Source organism: Burkholderia sp. AU16741 (assembly GCF_002223345.1).
Lineage (GTDB): Bacteria > Pseudomonadota > Gammaproteobacteria > Burkholderiales > Burkholderiaceae > Burkholderia > Burkholderia sola.
In genome coordinates this window covers 167,854-182,513 of record NZ_NKEZ01000011.1, presented here as the reverse complement: position 1 = coordinate 182,513, position 14,660 = coordinate 167,854, and the positions used below count along the sequence as shown (strand labels likewise).

14 protein-coding genes are annotated in these 14,660 nt (G+C 68.3%); 6 read left to right on the top strand and 8 right to left on the bottom strand.

The genetic code is table 11. The annotated features are described in order from the left end of the window. Window positions 1–96: 96 nt before the first annotated feature. The 3 genes from CFB89_RS29815 (at window position 97) to CFB89_RS29805 (ending at window position 3,012) form a co-directional block, all read left to right on the top strand. Window positions 97–816 carry a TetR/AcrR family transcriptional regulator gene (locus CFB89_RS29815; protein ID WP_089471095.1) on the top strand — a complete coding sequence of 240 codons (720 nt, stop codon included), beginning with the start codon at window positions 97–99 and terminating at the stop codon, window positions 814–816. Window positions 817–952: 136 nt separating this feature from the next. After that, the gene (locus CFB89_RS29810) at window positions 953–1,828 is read left to right on the top strand and encodes an alpha/beta fold hydrolase (RefSeq protein ID WP_089471094.1); all 876 of its coding nucleotides are present in this window, start codon (window positions 953–955) and stop codon (window positions 1,826–1,828) included. Between the two features lie 41 nt (window positions 1,829–1,869). Further along, entirely contained in the window at window positions 1,870–3,012 is a 1,143-nt protein-coding gene (locus CFB89_RS29805; protein ID WP_089471093.1) for an FAD binding domain-containing protein, read from the top strand. On the opposite strand, the gene CFB89_RS29800 is transcribed toward CFB89_RS29805, so the two are convergent. The 6 genes from CFB89_RS29800 to CFB89_RS29775 all read right to left on the bottom strand — a co-directional run bounded on the left by CFB89_RS29800 (window position 2,940) and on the right by CFB89_RS29775 (window position 6,623). Further along, window positions 2,940–3,179, bottom strand: a complete 240-nt coding sequence (locus tag CFB89_RS29800; RefSeq protein WP_373559881.1) for a hypothetical protein — start codon at window positions 3,177–3,179, stop codon at window positions 2,940–2,942. The two genes, CFB89_RS29805 and CFB89_RS29800, sit on opposite strands and share 73 nt — an antisense overlap. A gap of 26 nt (window positions 3,180–3,205) precedes the next feature. Continuing rightward, window positions 3,206–3,484 (bottom strand): DUF4148 domain-containing protein, encoded by a 279-nt coding sequence (locus CFB89_RS29795; RefSeq protein WP_089471675.1) that lies wholly within the window; start codon window positions 3,482–3,484, stop codon window positions 3,206–3,208. Window positions 3,485–3,657: 173 nt separating this feature from the next. After that, a complete protein-coding gene (locus CFB89_RS29790; RefSeq protein WP_089471091.1) occupies window positions 3,658–4,407 on the bottom strand; it encodes an amino acid ABC transporter ATP-binding protein in 750 nt (249 codons plus the stop codon). Then, window positions 4,394–5,044, bottom strand: coding sequence for an amino acid ABC transporter permease (locus CFB89_RS29785; protein ID WP_089471090.1), 651 nt, complete (start codon window positions 5,042–5,044; stop codon window positions 4,394–4,396). Before CFB89_RS29785 ends, CFB89_RS29790 begins: the two co-directional genes overlap by 14 nt. Continuing rightward, window positions 5,041–5,727: an amino acid ABC transporter permease gene (locus tag CFB89_RS29780; protein ID WP_089471089.1), complete on the bottom strand. Its 687-nt coding sequence runs from the start codon at window positions 5,725–5,727 to the stop codon at window positions 5,041–5,043. Before CFB89_RS29780 ends, CFB89_RS29785 begins: the two co-directional genes overlap by 4 nt. Before the next feature lie 89 nt (window positions 5,728–5,816). Beyond that, window positions 5,817–6,623, bottom strand: a complete 807-nt coding sequence (locus CFB89_RS29775; RefSeq protein WP_089471088.1) for a transporter substrate-binding domain-containing protein — start codon at window positions 6,621–6,623, stop codon at window positions 5,817–5,819. Window positions 6,624–7,092: 469 nt separating this feature from the next. Between CFB89_RS29775 and ansP the strand changes: the two genes are divergently transcribed. After that, the gene (gene ansP / locus CFB89_RS29770) at window positions 7,093–8,583 is read left to right on the top strand and encodes an L-asparagine permease (protein WP_089471087.1); all 1,491 of its coding nucleotides are present in this window, start codon (window positions 7,093–7,095) and stop codon (window positions 8,581–8,583) included. Between the two features lie 64 nt (window positions 8,584–8,647). Here ansP and CFB89_RS29765 read toward each other — a convergent pair whose 3' ends face one another. After that, window positions 8,648–9,010: a DUF4148 domain-containing protein gene (locus CFB89_RS29765; protein WP_089471674.1), complete on the bottom strand. Its 363-nt coding sequence runs from the start codon at window positions 9,008–9,010 to the stop codon at window positions 8,648–8,650. Window positions 9,011–9,137: 127 nt separating this feature from the next. Then, window positions 9,138–9,635 (bottom strand): MEKHLA domain-containing protein, encoded by a 498-nt coding sequence (locus CFB89_RS29760; protein ID WP_089471086.1) that lies wholly within the window; start codon window positions 9,633–9,635, stop codon window positions 9,138–9,140. 269 nt (window positions 9,636–9,904) lie between these two features. On the opposite strand from CFB89_RS29760, the gene CFB89_RS29755 reads away from it, so the two are divergent. Together CFB89_RS29755 and CFB89_RS29750 are read left to right on the top strand one after the other, a co-directional pair. Beyond that, window positions 9,905–13,144: an efflux RND transporter permease subunit gene (locus CFB89_RS29755; RefSeq protein WP_089471085.1), complete on the top strand. Its 3,240-nt coding sequence runs from the start codon at window positions 9,905–9,907 to the stop codon at window positions 13,142–13,144. A 49-nt stretch (window positions 13,145–13,193) separates the two neighbouring features. Then, on the top strand, window positions 13,194–14,630 hold the full coding sequence (locus CFB89_RS29750; RefSeq protein ID WP_089471084.1) for an efflux RND transporter periplasmic adaptor subunit: 1,437 nt from the start codon (window positions 13,194–13,196) through the stop codon (window positions 14,628–14,630). Window positions 14,631–14,660 lie beyond the last annotated feature (30 nt).

The window sequence follows — 14,660 nt, the reverse complement described above, 5'->3', positions numbered from 1 at the left end:
CTGCACGGTGCCCGCCTGCGTGGCCGGCCGCGCCGGGGCGCGCGTTGCCATCTTTCGATCGACAAGGGCAGAATGGCCGCATTCAGGAGCCGACGCATGACCGAAGCCAAGCGCAATGCCGCGCCCCGCACGCGCGGGACGACCGTCGACGCCACCGCCGGCCCGTCGGGCCGCCGCCTCACGCCCGAAGCGCGCGAGCGCCAGATCGTCGAAAAAGCGGTCGAGCACTTCGCGACCCACGGGTTTTCCGGCAGCACGCGCGAACTTGCGCGACAGATCGGCGTCACGCAACCGCTGCTCTACCGGTATTTCCCGAGCAAGCAAGCGCTGATCGATCGCGTGTACGACGAGGTCTACACGTGGAATCCCGACTGGGAAAAACTGATCGCCGATCGCTCGGTGCCGCTGCAGCAGCGACTCGTCGCGTTCTACCGGTCGTATGCGCAGACGATCCTGCGGCGCGAATGGATCCGCACGTTCATCTTCGCGGGGCTCAGCCGCGAAGGCTTCAACACGCGCTATCTTTCGCGGCTGCGCGAACGCGTGTTCCTGCCGGTGCTGCGTGAACTCCACCACGCGTACGACATCGCGACGCCGGGTTCGGAAGCGCAGCGCAACGCGGAAATCGAGCTCGTATGGAGCCTGCACGCGAGCATCTTCTATCTCGGCGTGCGCAAGTGGGTATACGGGCTGCCGATCCCCGACGATCTCGACGCGGAAATCGAACGGCAGATCGACGCGTTCCTCAACGGCACGCCGGCCGCGCTCGAGCGTGTCGCGTCCGCCGCGGCCGCGAAGCGCCCGCGCCGCAGGTGAGGCAGCGGCGCCGCGCACGGGCCGCACTTGGGCCGGTTCAGAACGATTCAGCCGCGACGCACGTCGCCTGCCCTATGCTCGGACAGCATCGGACGCGTGCCGTATCGCGCACCGCCCGCAGAACCAGGACTCCCACATGACGACCGATACGCTTGCACCGACCCATCACACCGTTACGGCGAACGGCATCCGCCAGCACGTCATCGATGCCGGCGCGGGCCCCGTCGTCGTGCTGCTGCACGGCTTCCCCGAAACCAGCTTCGCGTGGCGCTTCCAGATTCCGGCGCTCGCGCGGCACTATCGCGTGATCGTGCCCGACCTGCGCGGCTACGGCGAAACCGACAAGCCCGCGGCCGGCTACGACAAGCGCAACATGGCGCGCGATCTCACCGCGCTGCTCGATGCGCTCGGCATCGAGCGCATCGCGCTCGTCGGGCACGATCGCGGCGCACGCGTCGCGACGCGTTTCGCGAAGGACTTCCCCGAACGCGTCGACCGGCTCGTCGTCATGGACAACGTGCCGACGCGCATCGTCGCGCAGAACATGACCGCGCAAACCGCGCGCGCGTACTGGTTTTTCCTGTTCCATCAGGTGCCCGACCTGCCGGAGGCGCTGATCGCCGGCAAGGAAGCCGAATGGCTCAGCTACTTTTTCGCCGACTGGTGCTACAACCCGCACGCGATCTCGGGCGATGCATTCGACACGTACGTGCGCGCGTATCGGCGTCCGGGCGCCGTGCGCGGCGCGCTGGCCGACTATCGCGCGAACGCGGAAGACGTGCGGCAGGACCTCGTCGATGCGGACGTCAGGATCGCGTGCCCGACCATGGCGATCTGGGGCGAGGATTTCTACGCGGTCGGCAAGATGTTCGACATGAAGGCCGTGTGGGAAGGCATGGCGACCCATCTCCGTGCCGAGCCGATCGCGCAGTGCGGACATCTGCCGCACGAGGAGCAGCCTGAGCGCGTAAACGCGCTGCTGCTCGATTTCCTGCGCGGCTGGGCCGGCTGACGCAACGCCCGCCGCACGCGGCATCATCGGGGGAACATCGGATGGAACACGGAACGGGCCGCAAGGCCGTCATCGCCGGCGGATCGGTCGGCGGGCTGTTCGCGGCGACTGCGCTGCGCGCGGCCGGCTGGGACGTCCGCGTCTTCGAGCAATCGCCGCACGCACTCGACAGCCGCGGCGGCGGCATCGTGCTGCAACCGCCGATCGAGCGCGCGTTCGCGTTCGGCGGCGTGGCGCTGCCGCGCGACGCGGGCGTCGATTCGGTCGACCGCATCTACGTCGACGCGCAGGACCGGATCGTGCAGCGCTTCGCGATGCCGCAGACGCAGACCGCGTGGAACGCGATCTACACGGCGCTCAAGCGTGCGTTGCCGGCCGAAATCGTCCACGCCGGCGACGCGTTCGAGCGGTTCGAGCAGGACGGCGAGCGGATCGTCGCGCATTTCGCGAGCGGCCGCGCCGAGACGGCCGATCTGCTGATCGGCGCGGACGGCGGCCGCTCGACCGTGCGCGCGCAGTTGCTGCCCGACGTGGAGCCGACCTATGCGGGCTATGTCGCGTGGCGCGGGCTCGTCGACGAACGCGCGCTGCCCGAGCAGGTACTGGTGATGCTGCGCGAACGCTTCACGTTCCAGCAAGGCGATCGGCACCTGTTCCTGACCTATCTGGTGCCCGGCGCCGACGGCACGACCGAACCGGGCGGGCGGCGCGTGAACTGGGTGTGGTACCGGCGGCTCGCGTCCGAGCGGCTGCCGTCGCTGTTCCTGGCGCGCGACGGCACGCAGCGCGACGGGTCGCTGCCGCCCGGCGCGATGCGCGACGACAACCGCGCGGAACTCGTCGACGCCGCCGACCGGATGCTCGCGCCGACGCTCGCCGCGCTCGTCGATGCGACCCCCGCGCCGTTCGCGCAGTCGATCGTCGATCTCGCGGCCGCACGCATGGCCTTCGGCCGCGCTGTGCTGCTCGGCGACGCCGCCTGCATCGTGCGCCCGCACACGGCGGCGGGCGTCGCGAAAGCGGCGGACAACGCGGTCGATCTCGCCGAAGCGTTGCACGACGTCGCACGCGGCGCCGCGTTCGACGCCGCGCTCGCGGGCTGGGACGCGCGTCAGCGGGCGGCCAGCGCGTTGTTGTCCGCGCGCGGGATCGCGCTCGGCGCGCGGCTGATGGGCGCGGCGTGACGGCTCGCCGCGCGGAGGTCGACTGCCGCGCGGTGCGGATCGAAGTCGGGATTGAGCGCGCGCAGCACGCTGGCGCGCCCGCCATCGTAATCGGGCAGTTGCGGCTGCCCGCGCGCGAAAGCCGGGGCCGCGGCCGCCGCGAGCCATACGGCGGCCGCCAGCCCCATCGCGCACGTCGATATGGCGGCCCGCTTCATTGCGCGCTCGCGGTCGACACGGCGGCCGACGTCATGGCCATTGCCGTGTGGCTGTCGCCATGGGCGATCGCATACAGCTCGCGATTGCGCGCAATCGTCTGCGTGCTCGGCGGATAGTCCCAGTTCGACGTCGGCAGCGTACCGTCGCGTTCCGCCTGAATCAGCTCGGCGCGCACGTCGGCGCGCGTGACCGTATGGTCGGCGGTTTGCGCGAATGCGACGACCGGTGCGCTCAGCGCACAGGAAAGCAGGACTGCACGAATCAGTTTGTTCATGACCTTCACCTCTCAAAGATGGCGTGTTCGCGTCCGCAGATCAGGCCGGACATCCGCTCCGCATCGATGCGATGAGGAGTGGTGTCCATTCTGCGATTCGCGCGCTTTCCGGAAGGTGAGGCTTCGATTACGGTCTTGTCATCTGACGCGGCCCGGCCGCTCGGCCGTGTCGGTCAGCGCGCAGCGGTTTCCGGATTGCGCACGCTGCCCAGAAACCGCGTCAACTCCACCGTCTGCGGCCGCTCGAAGATCTCCTCGGCCGTCCCGCTCTCCCACACGCGCCCCTGGTGCATGAACACGATCCGGTCGCTCACCGCCCGCGCGAAGTTCATCTCGTGCGTGACCATGATCAGCGTCATGTCCTCGCGCGCGAGCTGCTCGACCACGCCCAGCACCTCGCCGACGAGTTCCGGATCGAGCGCGGACGTGATTTCGTCGCACAGCAGCACGCTCGGCTTCATCGCGAGCGCCCGCGCGATCGCGACACGCTGCTGCTGGCCGCCCGACAGCTGTTCCGGAAACGCGTCGAACTTGTCGCCGAGGCCGACGCGCTCGAGCATCAGCTCCGCGATCGCGCGCGCCTGCTGGCGGTGCGACTTCTTCACCACCGACTGCGCGAGCATCACGTTCTGTCCGGCGCTCAGGTGCGGGAACAGGTTGTATTGCTGGAACACCATGCCGACCTTCAGCCGCAGCGCACGCAAGTCCGCATGCCGTGCGTCGACGCGTTCGCCGTCGACCGAGATCGTGCCCGCGTCGATGCTCTCGAGCCCGTTGAGCGTGCGCAGCAGCGTGCTCTTGCCCGAGCCGCTGCGGCCGATGATCGACACGACCTGCCCGCGCTCGACGGAGAAATCGATGCCCTTGAGCACATGATGGGTGCCGAAGTTCTTTTCGAGACCCCGGGTTTCAACGAGCGGCATGCCATCTCCTTTGCAACGTGCGCGCATAACGGGTAAGCGGATAACAGAGCGCGAAATAGATCAGCGCGACGAGGCCATACACGACGAACGGCCGGAACGTCGCGTTCGAGATCGCGATGCCGGCCTTCGTCAGCTCGGTGAAGCCGATGATCGACACCAGCGCCGTATCCTTCACGGCCTGCACGCCGAAGCCGACCGTCGGCCCGATCGCGATGCGCGCGGCCTGCGGCAGGATCACGTGACGCAACTGCTCGACATAACTCATCGCCAGGCTGGCCGATGCCTCCCACTGCCCTTTCGGCACCGCCTCGACACAGCCTCGCCAGATCTCGGCCAGATACGCGCTGGTGAAGAACGTGAGCCCCGCCGTGGCCGCGACCCACGGCGAAACGTCGAGCCCGACGAGCGGCAGGCCGAAGAACACGATGAACAGTTGCATCAGCAACGGCGTGCCCTGGAACACTTCGATGTAGAGCTTCGCGACGCCGCGCAGCACCGTCGAATTCGACACGCGCATCACGAGCAGCCCGAGGCCGACGAGGCCGCCGGACACGAACGACACGATCGACAGCACGATCGTCCAGCGCGCCGCCAGCAGCAGGTTCGCGAGAATCTGCCCGAACGTGAAATCGGTCATCGCGCACCTCGCACGCGGCGGGAGAACAGGCGGCGGCCCATCGCGCCGAGCGTCGCGCGCATCAGCAGCGCCATCGCCAGATACGCGAGCGTGATCACGAAGTACGTCTCGAACGCGCGGAAGTTGCGCGACTGGATGTAGCTGGCCGCATAGGTCAGATCGGCCACCGAGATCTGCGATACGACCGCCGACCCGAGCATCGTGATCACGATCTGGCTCGACAGCGCGGGAAACACCTTGGCGAGCGCCTGCGGCAGCACCACGTGGCGCAGCATCTGCGCGCGCGACATCGCCAGCGCGGACGCCGCCTCCAGATGCCCTTTCGGCACGGCGGCCACGCCCGCGCGCACGATCTCGACCGAGTACGCGCCGAGATTGAGCGTCATCGCGAGGATCGCGGCCGTGTATTCGTCGATGTGCACGCCGAGCGCCGGCAGGCCGAAGAAGATGAAGAACAGCTGGACGACGAACGGCGTATTGCGAATTGCCTCGACGTACGCGCCGATCAGCGGGCGCAACCGCACGGCCGCGCGCGCGTCGGCGCTGTACGCGGCCGCGCCGAGCACGCCGACGGTCACGCCGAGCACGGTCGCGACCGCGGTCAGCGCGAGCGTGATCGCCGCGCCGCTCGCGAATACGCCGGCGTACTCGGCAAGCTCGCCGAATTGAAGCTGGTAGCTCATGGGAACGGGATGAATTCGGGTTCGGACAACGACACGCGCCGCGCCGGCCATGCCGGCCGCGGCGGCGTGTCACGCGACACGGCGCTTCGTCACAGTCCGGCCGGCAACGGCTGGCCGAGCCACTTGCGCGACATTTCGCCCAGCGCGCCGTCCTGCTTCGCATGCGCGATCGCATCGTCGATCTTCGCGAGCAGGCGCGGTTCGTTCTTGTTGACGCCGACGAAGCACGGCGAATTCTTGATCACGAACTTGACCTCGGGGCGGCGCGGCGGATTCTTCGCGAGAATCGCCGCCGCGACGATGTTGCCGGCCGCGATCAGTTGGACTTGGCCCGACAGGAACGCCTGGATCGTCGCGTTGTTGTCCTCGAAGCGCTTGATCGTCGCGTTCGGCGCGAGCTGCGACAGCGCGATCTCCTCGAGCGCGCCGCGCGTCGCGCCGACCGTCTTGCCGGTCAGGTCGGCGGGCCCGCTCACCTTCACGTCGGACGGCCCGAACACGCCCTGGAAATACGGGGCGTACGCGGTCGAGAAGTCGATGACCTTCTCGCGCTCCGGCGTCTTGCCGAGCGACGAAATCACCATGTCGACCTTGTTGGTCGTCAGGTACGGAATCCGGTTCGCACTGTTCACGGGCACCAGCTTCAGCTTGACGCCGAGCGCCTTGGCGAGGAGTCCTGCCATGTCGATGTCGTAGCCCTGCGGCTGCATGTCCGTGCCGACCGAACCGAACGGCGGATAGTCCTCGGGCACCGCGACGCGCAACGTACCGTTTTTCGCGATGGTGTCGAGCGCATCGGCATGCGCCGGCGCGGCGGCGAACAGCGCGATCACGGGGGCGGCGAGCAGCGCAGCCAGCCAGGTGCGTCGGGGGAACGGTCGGGTCGTCGGGCTCACGGTGAATCTTCCTTGTCTGGTATGTCGTCGGGCAGCGCAACGATTGCGCGGCCGACACCACTCAAGCAAAAACCGGGCCATCGACGTGAAACGCTTGCCGCACCGGCGCGAGACGGAAATTTCGGCGGACCTTGCGGCGAACCGGATTCCTCATTTCGGTGCATGAGCCGGCGCCGTCGGTAACGGTTGCCCTCGCAGCGCGCGCGGGCGCACCAAATTACCTATCCGGTTCACCCGGCGCCGCGACGCCATGCACGGATTCGAACAGCTCCAGTCCAAATTTGCATTCCGTTTGTGACGGGAATTACGGCTGAATACGTTCGCGACGTACCGTGCCTTTCGTCACGTCAGACGAATCGCAATCGGGACGGACGCGCTCGATTGCGCGCGCCGGACCGCCGGTACCGGTGGTCCCGATCGCCCCGCGATCGGGATGAATCCAATCCCATCCGTGCGCGAGGATACCGTCATGGCATCGATTCCCGACCCGTCGACAACCGGCGAAACCGACAAACGCAGCTGGCTCGAATCGCACGAAGCCGGCTATCACAAGACCCTCGGCAATCGACAGGTGCAGATGATCGCGATCGGCGGGGCCATCGGCACAGGGCTGTTTCTCGGCGCCGGCGCCCGGCTGCAGGCCGCCGGCCCGGCACTCGCGATCGTCTATCTGGTATGCGGCGCGTTTTCGTTCCTGATTCTGCGCGCGCTCGGCGAGCTCGTGATGCATCGCCCCAGCAGCGGCAGCTTCGTGTCGTATGCACGCGAATTCCTCGGCGAGAAAGCGTCGTTCGTCGCGGGCTGGATGTACTTCCTGAACTGGGCGATGACCGGCATCGTCGACATCACCGCCGTCGCGCTCTACATGCACTACTGGGCGCCGTTCGCGGCCGTGCCGCAGTGGATCTTCGCGCTCGTCGCGCTGTGCATCGTCGCGACGATGAACCTGATCGGCGTGAAGTGGTTCGCGGAGATGGAGTTCTGGTTCGCGCTGATCAAGGTCGCCGCGATCGTGCTGTTTCTCGTGATCGGCGCGGCGATCCTCGGCACGGGCATGCCGGTGGCCGGGCACGGCACCGGCATGCATCTGATCACCGACAACGGCGGGTTCTTTCCGCACGGACTGATGCCGGCGCTCGTGCTGGTGCAGGGTGTGGTGTTCGCGTTCGCGGGCGTCGAGCTGGTCGGCACGGCCGCCGGCGAATGCAAGGATGCGCGCAAGGTGCTGCCGCGCGCGATCAACAACGTGATCTGGCGCATCGCGATTTTCTACGTCGCATCGGTCGTGCTGCTGGTCTGCCTGCTGCCGTGGAGTGCGTACAAGGCGGGCCAGAGCCCGTTCGTCACGTTCTTCGGCGCGCTCGGCGTGCCGGGCATCGGGTCGGTGATGAACCTGGTGGTGCTGACGGCCGCGCTGTCGAGCCTCAACTCCGGCCTGTATTCGACCGGGCGCGTGTTGCGTTCGCTGTCGATGGGCGGCTCGGCCCCCGTGTTCCTCGCGCGAATGAGCGGGCAATCCGTCCCGTACGCGGGCATTCTCGTGACGGTCGCGATTTATGTGGTCGGCGTGCTGCTCAACTATCTGGTGCCGTCGAGCGTGTTCGAGATCGTGCTGAACATCGCGTCGCTCGGCATCATCAGCACGTGGGGCTTCATCGTCGTGTGCCAGATGAAGTTCCGCGCCGCGGTCAGGCGCGGCGACGTGGAAGACGTGTCGTTCAGGATGCCGGGCGCGCCCGTGACGTCGTGGCTCACGCTGCTGTTCCTGCTCGGCGTGCTGGTGCTGATGGCGTTCGACTACCCGAACGGGACGTGGACGATCGCATCGATCCCGCTGGTCGCGCTGCTACTCGTGGCCGGCTGGAAGTGGCTGAGCCGTCGTGCGCGCCGTGCGTTGCTCAAGCCGACGATTCCGTCGATCGCGCTCACGCAGAACGTGCTCGAGAACGGCGAGAACTGACTCGCGGCATGCGCGCCGCCGAACGATCCGCCGTCGGGCCACCGACGGCGGTCGACGGCCGCATTCAGTGATGCTCGTACAGCGGCTGCGTGTCGAGCGACGCGAGCGATGCGAACGACGGCGCGGCGGTCTTGGCGGCGGTCTTGGCGGCGGTCTTGGCGGCGGTCTTGGCGGCGGTCTTGGCGGCAGCGCTCGGCCGTGCGGCGGCCGATTGCGCCTGCTGCGCGACGACCTTCGCTTCGGCGGCCTGGATGTCCTCGGGATAGTACGGATCGCTGCCGACCGGACGATAACCGGCCTTTTCGACGCGGACGAGATCGGCGCGCACGTCGGCTCGTGTGACCGCATGGTCGGTGGTTTGCGCAAATGCGACGATCGGTGCGCTCAGTGCGCAGGACAGCAGGACTGCACGAATCAGGTTGTTCATGATGTTCACCTCTCAAAGATGGCGTGTTCGCGTCCGCAGATCAGGCCGGACCTCCGCTCCCCATCGATGCGATGAAGAGTTGGGTGCATTCTGCGATTCGCGCGCTTTCCGGAAGGTGAGGCTTCGATTACGGTTTTGTTATCAGGGCGCTGGCGCCCGTCGCGAGCGCGTCGAGCGGTCGTACTTCCGGAATCATCGCGGCCTGGCCGTGCACGATTCCGTCCGCGTCCATGAGCTGCCACACGGTTGCGCGCTCGATCCAGAACCGCTTGCCCGACTTCGTCACCCGCACGCCGCGGTATTCGGATACGAAGCCGTCGCGCATCACCTTGTCGAGAAACACCTGACGCTCGTGTCGCTCCATCGGTTCCGCCGACAGACGGGACGGCAACGCCGTCAGTTCATCCCAGTCGTATTCGAAAATCGCCTGCGCGCGCTGATTGCCGTACACGAAGACCGGATCGGCCGACGTGTCGTGCGCAAGCACGCCGAACGGCGCCGTACCGTACAACCACGCGGCGCCGTCGGCCGCGCTCATGCCGTCGGGCACGAGCGGACGGTTCACGAGCCGGCGATACGAATCGGCAAGAAGGAGGAAGAAGTTTGCATCGGTGCGCAACGACATCGGTCTGGCTCCTGAAATCGGCGAGATACGCGAATGAGCGAAGGTTTTGCCGCCGGACATTATAGGGATGAAGCGGCGCACGGCCGTCGGCGGCGACGGTTCGGCCAGCCCGCATCGCGCTGGGCGCCCGCCGCACGGCCGCTGTCGCCGCACCCGCACAGATAACGGTTTCGTAATCCTCGAGTCAGGGTCGGGTCAACGCCGCGCCGGCAGACTGCATGCTCGTCGCATCGAATGCGCATCCAAGCCCTGCTTCGAGGAGCACCATCATGTGGATCGTCCGGCTGGCGTTACGCAGGCCCTACACGTTCGTCGTACTCGCGCTGCTGATCTTCATCGCGGGGCCGCTCGCGCTGCTGCGCACGCCGACGGACATTTTCCCGAGCATCGACATTCCGGTCGTCAGCATCGTCTGGTCGTACAACGGCTTCTCCGCGGAGGACATGGCCAAGCGGATCACGTCGAACTACGAACGCGCGCTCACGTCCGACGTCGACGACATCGAGCACATCGAGTCGCAGTCGCTGAACGGCGTGTCGGTCGTGAAGATCTTCTTCCACCCGGGCGCCGACATCAATCGCGCGATCGCGGAAGCCGCGAGCAACGCCGCGTCGATCCTGCGCATCCTGCCGCCCGGCACGCTGCCGCCGAACATCATCACCTACAACGCGTCGACGGTGCCGATCCTGCAGCTCGGGCTGTCGAGCGACACGCTCGCCGAGCAGCAGCTGTACGACCTCGGCAACAGCTTCATCCGCACGCAGCTCGCGACCGTCCAGGGCGCGGCCGTGCCGCTGCCGTTCGGCGGCAAGATCCGCCAGATCGTCGTCGATCTCGATACGCGCGCGCTGCAGGCGAAGGGCCTCGCGCCGATCGACGTCGTGAACGCGATCAACGCGCAGAACCTGATCCTGCCGGGCGGCACCGCGAAGATCGGCACGCACGAATACAACGTGCAGATGAACGGCAGCACGCAGACGGTCGCCGCGCTGAACGACCTGCCGGTGAAGACGATCGGCGGCAACGTCGTGTACGTGCGCGACGTCGCGCACGTTCGCGACGGCTACGCGCCGCAGACCAACATCGTGCGGGCGGACGGCAAGCGCGCGGCGCTGCTGACGGTCGAGAAGACCGGCAGCACGTCGACGCTGACGATCATCGACCAGGTGAAGACGATGCTGCCGAAGATCGCGGCCGGGCTGCCGAAGGCGCTGCACATTTCGCCGCTCGACGATCAGTCCGTGTTCGTGAAGGCGGCCGTCCAGGGCGTCGTGCGCGAGGCGCTGATCGCCGCTTGCCTGACCGCGCTGATGATCCTGCTGTTCCTCGGCAGCTGGCGCGCGACGCTGATCATCGCGATCACGATCCCGCTCGCGGTGCTCACGTCGCTGCTCGCGCTGTCCGTGCTCGGCCAGACCATCAACATCATGACGCTCGGCGGGCTCGCGCTCGCGGTCGGCATTCTCGTCGACGACGCGACCGTCGCGATCGAGAACATCACGCATCATCTCGAACTCGGCGCGCCGCTCGAGGAGGCCATCCTGACCGGCGCGGGCGAAATCGCGGTGCCGACCTTCGTGTCGACGCTGTCGATCTGCATCGTGTTCGTGCCGATGTTCCTGCTGACCGGCGTCGCGCGCTATCTGTTCGTGCCGCTGGCCGAGGCGGTGATCTTCGCGATGATCGCGTCGTACTTCTTCTCGCGCACGCTGGTGCCGACGCTCGCGATGGCGCTGATGCGCGCAAAAGGGAGCAGCCGGCCGCCGCGCGGCGTATTCGCGCGCATCGCGCGTTTCCAGGCCGCGTTCGAGCATCGCTTCGAGGCCGTGCGGCTGCGCTATCGCGCGCTGCTGTCGGCGGCGATCGCGCGGCGCCGCCGCTTCGCGGCCGCGTTCCTGCTCGCCTGCATCGCATCGACCGGCCTCTACGCATTCGCCGGGCAGGACTTCTTCCCGTCGGTCGACACCGGCGAGATCCGCCTGCACCTGCGCGCGCCGACCGGCACGCGAATCGAGGAAACCGCGCGGCTGACCGACGAAGTCGAAGCGAAGATCCGCAACGTGATTCCGGCGAACCAACTCGCCGGCGTGCTCGACAACATCGGCGTGCCGGTGAGCGGGATCAACCTCACGTACGACTCGTCGGATCCGATCGGCACCGAGGACGCCGACGTGCTCGTCACGCTGAAGCCGAATCACGCATCGACGGCCGCATACGTCGCGAAGCTGCGCAACGTGCTCGCGCAGTCGTTCCCCGGCGTGACGTTCGCGTTCCTGCCGGCCGACATCGTCAGCCAGATCCTCAATTTCGGGCTGCCCGCGCCGATCGACATCCAGATCGTCGGCAACAAGCTCGACCAGAACCGGGCGGTCGCGAATGCGCTGCTCGCGAAGCTGCGCGGCGTACGCGGGCTCGTCGACGCGCGCATCCAGCAGCCCGGCGACGAACCGGCGATCAACGTGAACGTCGATCGCACGAAGGCGATCCAGGCCGGCCTCGAACAGCGCGACGTCGCGCAGAACCTGCTGATCGCGCTGTCCGGCAGCTCGCAGACGACGCCGAACTTCTGGCTCGATCCGCGCAACGGCGTCAGCTATCCGGTGCTCGTGCAGACGCCGCAATACACGGTGAATTCGCTGCAGTCGCTCGCGAACGTGCCGCTGCCCGCCGGCACCGCCCGCTCGCCGCAGACGCCGGCCGGCGGCCCGGCCGCGGGCGTGCCCGCGCAGAACCTGCTCGGCTCGCTCGGCACGTTCTCGCGCGCGACGCAGCAGGCCGTGGTGTCGCACTACAACGTGCAGCCGGTGCTCGACATCTTCGCGTCGGTGCAGGGGCGCGACCTCGGCGGCGTCACGGGCGACGTGACGAAGCTCGTCGACGCCGCGCGCGCGCAACTGCCACCCGGCTCGTCGATCGTGCTGCGCGGCCAGGTGCAGGCGATGCACGAATCGTTCACGGGCCTGCTCGGCGGCCTCGTGCTCGCGATCTCGCTGGTCTACCTGCTGATGGTCGTGAACTTCCAGTCGTGGCTCGATCCGCTCGTGATCGTCGGCGGGCTGCCGGCGTCGCTCGCCGGCATCGCGTGGATGCTGTTCGTCACGCACACCACGCTGTCGGTGCCCGCGCTGACCGGCACGATCCTGTGCATCGGCATCGCGACCGCGAACAGCATCCTCGTCGTGAATACGGCGCGCGAGCGGCTCGCGGGCGGCGAGCCGCCGTGGCAGGCGGCGCTCGACGCGGGCTTCAGCCGCTTCCGGCCCGTCGTGATGACCGCGCTCGCGATGCTGATCGGCATGCTGCCGATGGCGCTCGGCCTCGGCGACGGCGGCGAGCAGAACGCGCCGCTCGGCCGCGCGGTGATCGGCGGGCTCGCGTTCGGCACGGTGTCGACGCTGCTGTTCGTGCCGGTGCTGTTCGGCTTCGTTCACGCGTGGCTCGCGCGGCGTCGCGACGCCGCGGCCGCCCGGCGCGCGCAGCACGCGCCCGATACGCCCGCGCTGCGTTGAGCGCGGACGCCCCCTTCCCATCCTTCGATTCGCCCGACCCGGACCCATCATGAACGACTCGATCGAACCCGTCGCCCCGCCGCCCGCCGCCGAAGCGGCCACCACGGCCACCGCGGCCGCAGCCGTGCCGCCCGCCGTGCGCGGCGCCGCCGCCGACACCCCGCCGGGCCGCCGCGGCCGCAAGCTGGCCGTGCCGCTCGCGGCCGCCGCGCTCGCCGCCGCGCTGCTCGCGCTCGGCATCGTGCCGCGTATCGATGCACGCGCCGCGCAGCGTGCGCAAGTGGCCGTGCAGCAGGCACTGCCGGTGTCCATCGTCGTGCCCGGCGCGGCGCCGGCCGACCAGACGCTGACGTTGCCCGGCTCGGTCGCGCCCTATGCGGACGCATCGATCTATGCGCGCACGAGCGGCTATATCGCGCACTGGAGCGTCGATCTCGGCACGCACGTGAAGGCCGGCCAGACGCTCGCGCAGATCTCGGCGCCCGATCTCGACGCGCAGCTGCGCCAGGCGCGCGCCGACGAAGCGAGCGCGCAGGCGAACTACGACTATGCGAAATCGACCGCGCAGCGCTGGCAGGACATGCTGAAAACGCAGTCGGTGTCGCAGCAGGACACCGACACGAAGGTCGCGGACATGAACGCGAAGCGCGCGATGCTCGCGTCCGCGCAGGCGAACGTCGCGCACCTCGCCGAACTCGTGTCGTACGAGTCGGTCACCGCGCCGTTCGACGGCGTGATCACCGCGCGCAACGTCGACGTCGGCACGCTGGTCACAGCGGGCGGCACGCCGGGCAGCCCGGGCCTGTCGGGCGAACTGTTCCATCTCGAACAGACGGACACGCTGCGCGTGTTCGTCGACGTGCCGCAGGACAGCGCGAGCGGCGTATCGACCGGCACGCCGGTCTACCTGACGACACCGCAGTATCCGGGGCGGCGCGTGGCCGCGCGTGTCGCGCGCAGCGCGGGCGCGATCGATCCCGTCACGCGCACGCTGCGCGTCGAGATCGACGTCGACAACCGCGACGGCACGCTGATACCCGGTGCGTATGCGCAGGCGCATCTCGTCTTGCCGAGCGCGGCGCCAGCGCTCGACCTGCCGGTCAGTGCGCTGCTGTTCCGCCCGAACGGCGTGACGGTCGCCACCGTCGGCGCGAACGGCCGCACCGCGCTGAAGACCGTGCAGATCGGGCGCGATTTCGGCACGCGCGTGGAGATCGTCGCGGGGCTCGCGGCGACCGATCGTGTGATCGATAACCCCGGCGATGCGATCACGGCCGGGGAAGCCGTGAAGATCGTGGCGACGTCGCACGATGCGGCGCCGGTTGCGGCTTCGTCTGCTTCGTCTGCTTCGTCTGCTTCGTCTGCTTCGTCCGCGCAAGCCGCGCAACCGGCGTCCGCCGCCGGTGCGCGCGACGTGCCGCCGCTGCGCGCGGCCGGCATCGCGCCCGCTGCTTCAACGCCCGCTCCGGCGCCCGCCCGCGGCTAACCCATCGACGCCCCTCCACGAGATGCCTGC

Bases quoted from the DNA above. Each gene is read 5' to 3' on its own strand.
- CFB89_RS29760 (WP_089471086.1), bottom strand. From the start codon at position 9,635: ATGTCGTTGCGCACCGATGCAAACTTCTTCCTCCTTCTTGCCGATTCG.
- CFB89_RS29805 (WP_089471093.1), top strand. From the start codon at position 1,870: ATGGAACACGGAACGGGCCGCAAGGCCGTCATCGCCGGCGGATCGGTC.
- CFB89_RS29765 (WP_089471674.1), bottom strand. From the start codon at position 9,010: ATGAACAACCTGATTCGTGCAGTCCTGCTGTCCTGCGCACTGAGCGCA.
- ansP (WP_089471087.1), top strand. From the start codon at position 7,093: ATGGCATCGATTCCCGACCCGTCGACAACCGGCGAAACCGACAAACGC.
- CFB89_RS29815 (WP_089471095.1), top strand. From the start codon at position 97: ATGACCGAAGCCAAGCGCAATGCCGCGCCCCGCACGCGCGGGACGACC.
- CFB89_RS29750 (WP_089471084.1), top strand. From the start codon at position 13,194: ATGAACGACTCGATCGAACCCGTCGCCCCGCCGCCCGCCGCCGAAGCG.
- CFB89_RS29780 (WP_089471089.1), bottom strand. From the start codon at position 5,727: ATGAGCTACCAGCTTCAATTCGGCGAGCTTGCCGAGTACGCCGGCGTA.
- CFB89_RS29795 (WP_089471675.1), bottom strand. From the start codon at position 3,484: ATGAACAAACTGATTCGTGCAGTCCTGCTTTCCTGTGCGCTGAGCGCA.
- CFB89_RS29790 (WP_089471091.1), bottom strand. From the start codon at position 4,407: ATGCCGCTCGTTGAAACCCGGGGTCTCGAAAAGAACTTCGGCACCCAT.
- CFB89_RS29785 (WP_089471090.1), bottom strand. From the start codon at position 5,044: ATGACCGATTTCACGTTCGGGCAGATTCTCGCGAACCTGCTGCTGGCG.
- CFB89_RS29755 (WP_089471085.1), top strand. From the start codon at position 9,905: ATGTGGATCGTCCGGCTGGCGTTACGCAGGCCCTACACGTTCGTCGTA.
- CFB89_RS29800 (WP_373559881.1), bottom strand. From the start codon at position 3,179: ATGGGGCTGGCGGCCGCCGTATGGCTCGCGGCGGCCGCGGCCCCGGCT.
- CFB89_RS29810 (WP_089471094.1), top strand. From the start codon at position 953: ATGACGACCGATACGCTTGCACCGACCCATCACACCGTTACGGCGAAC.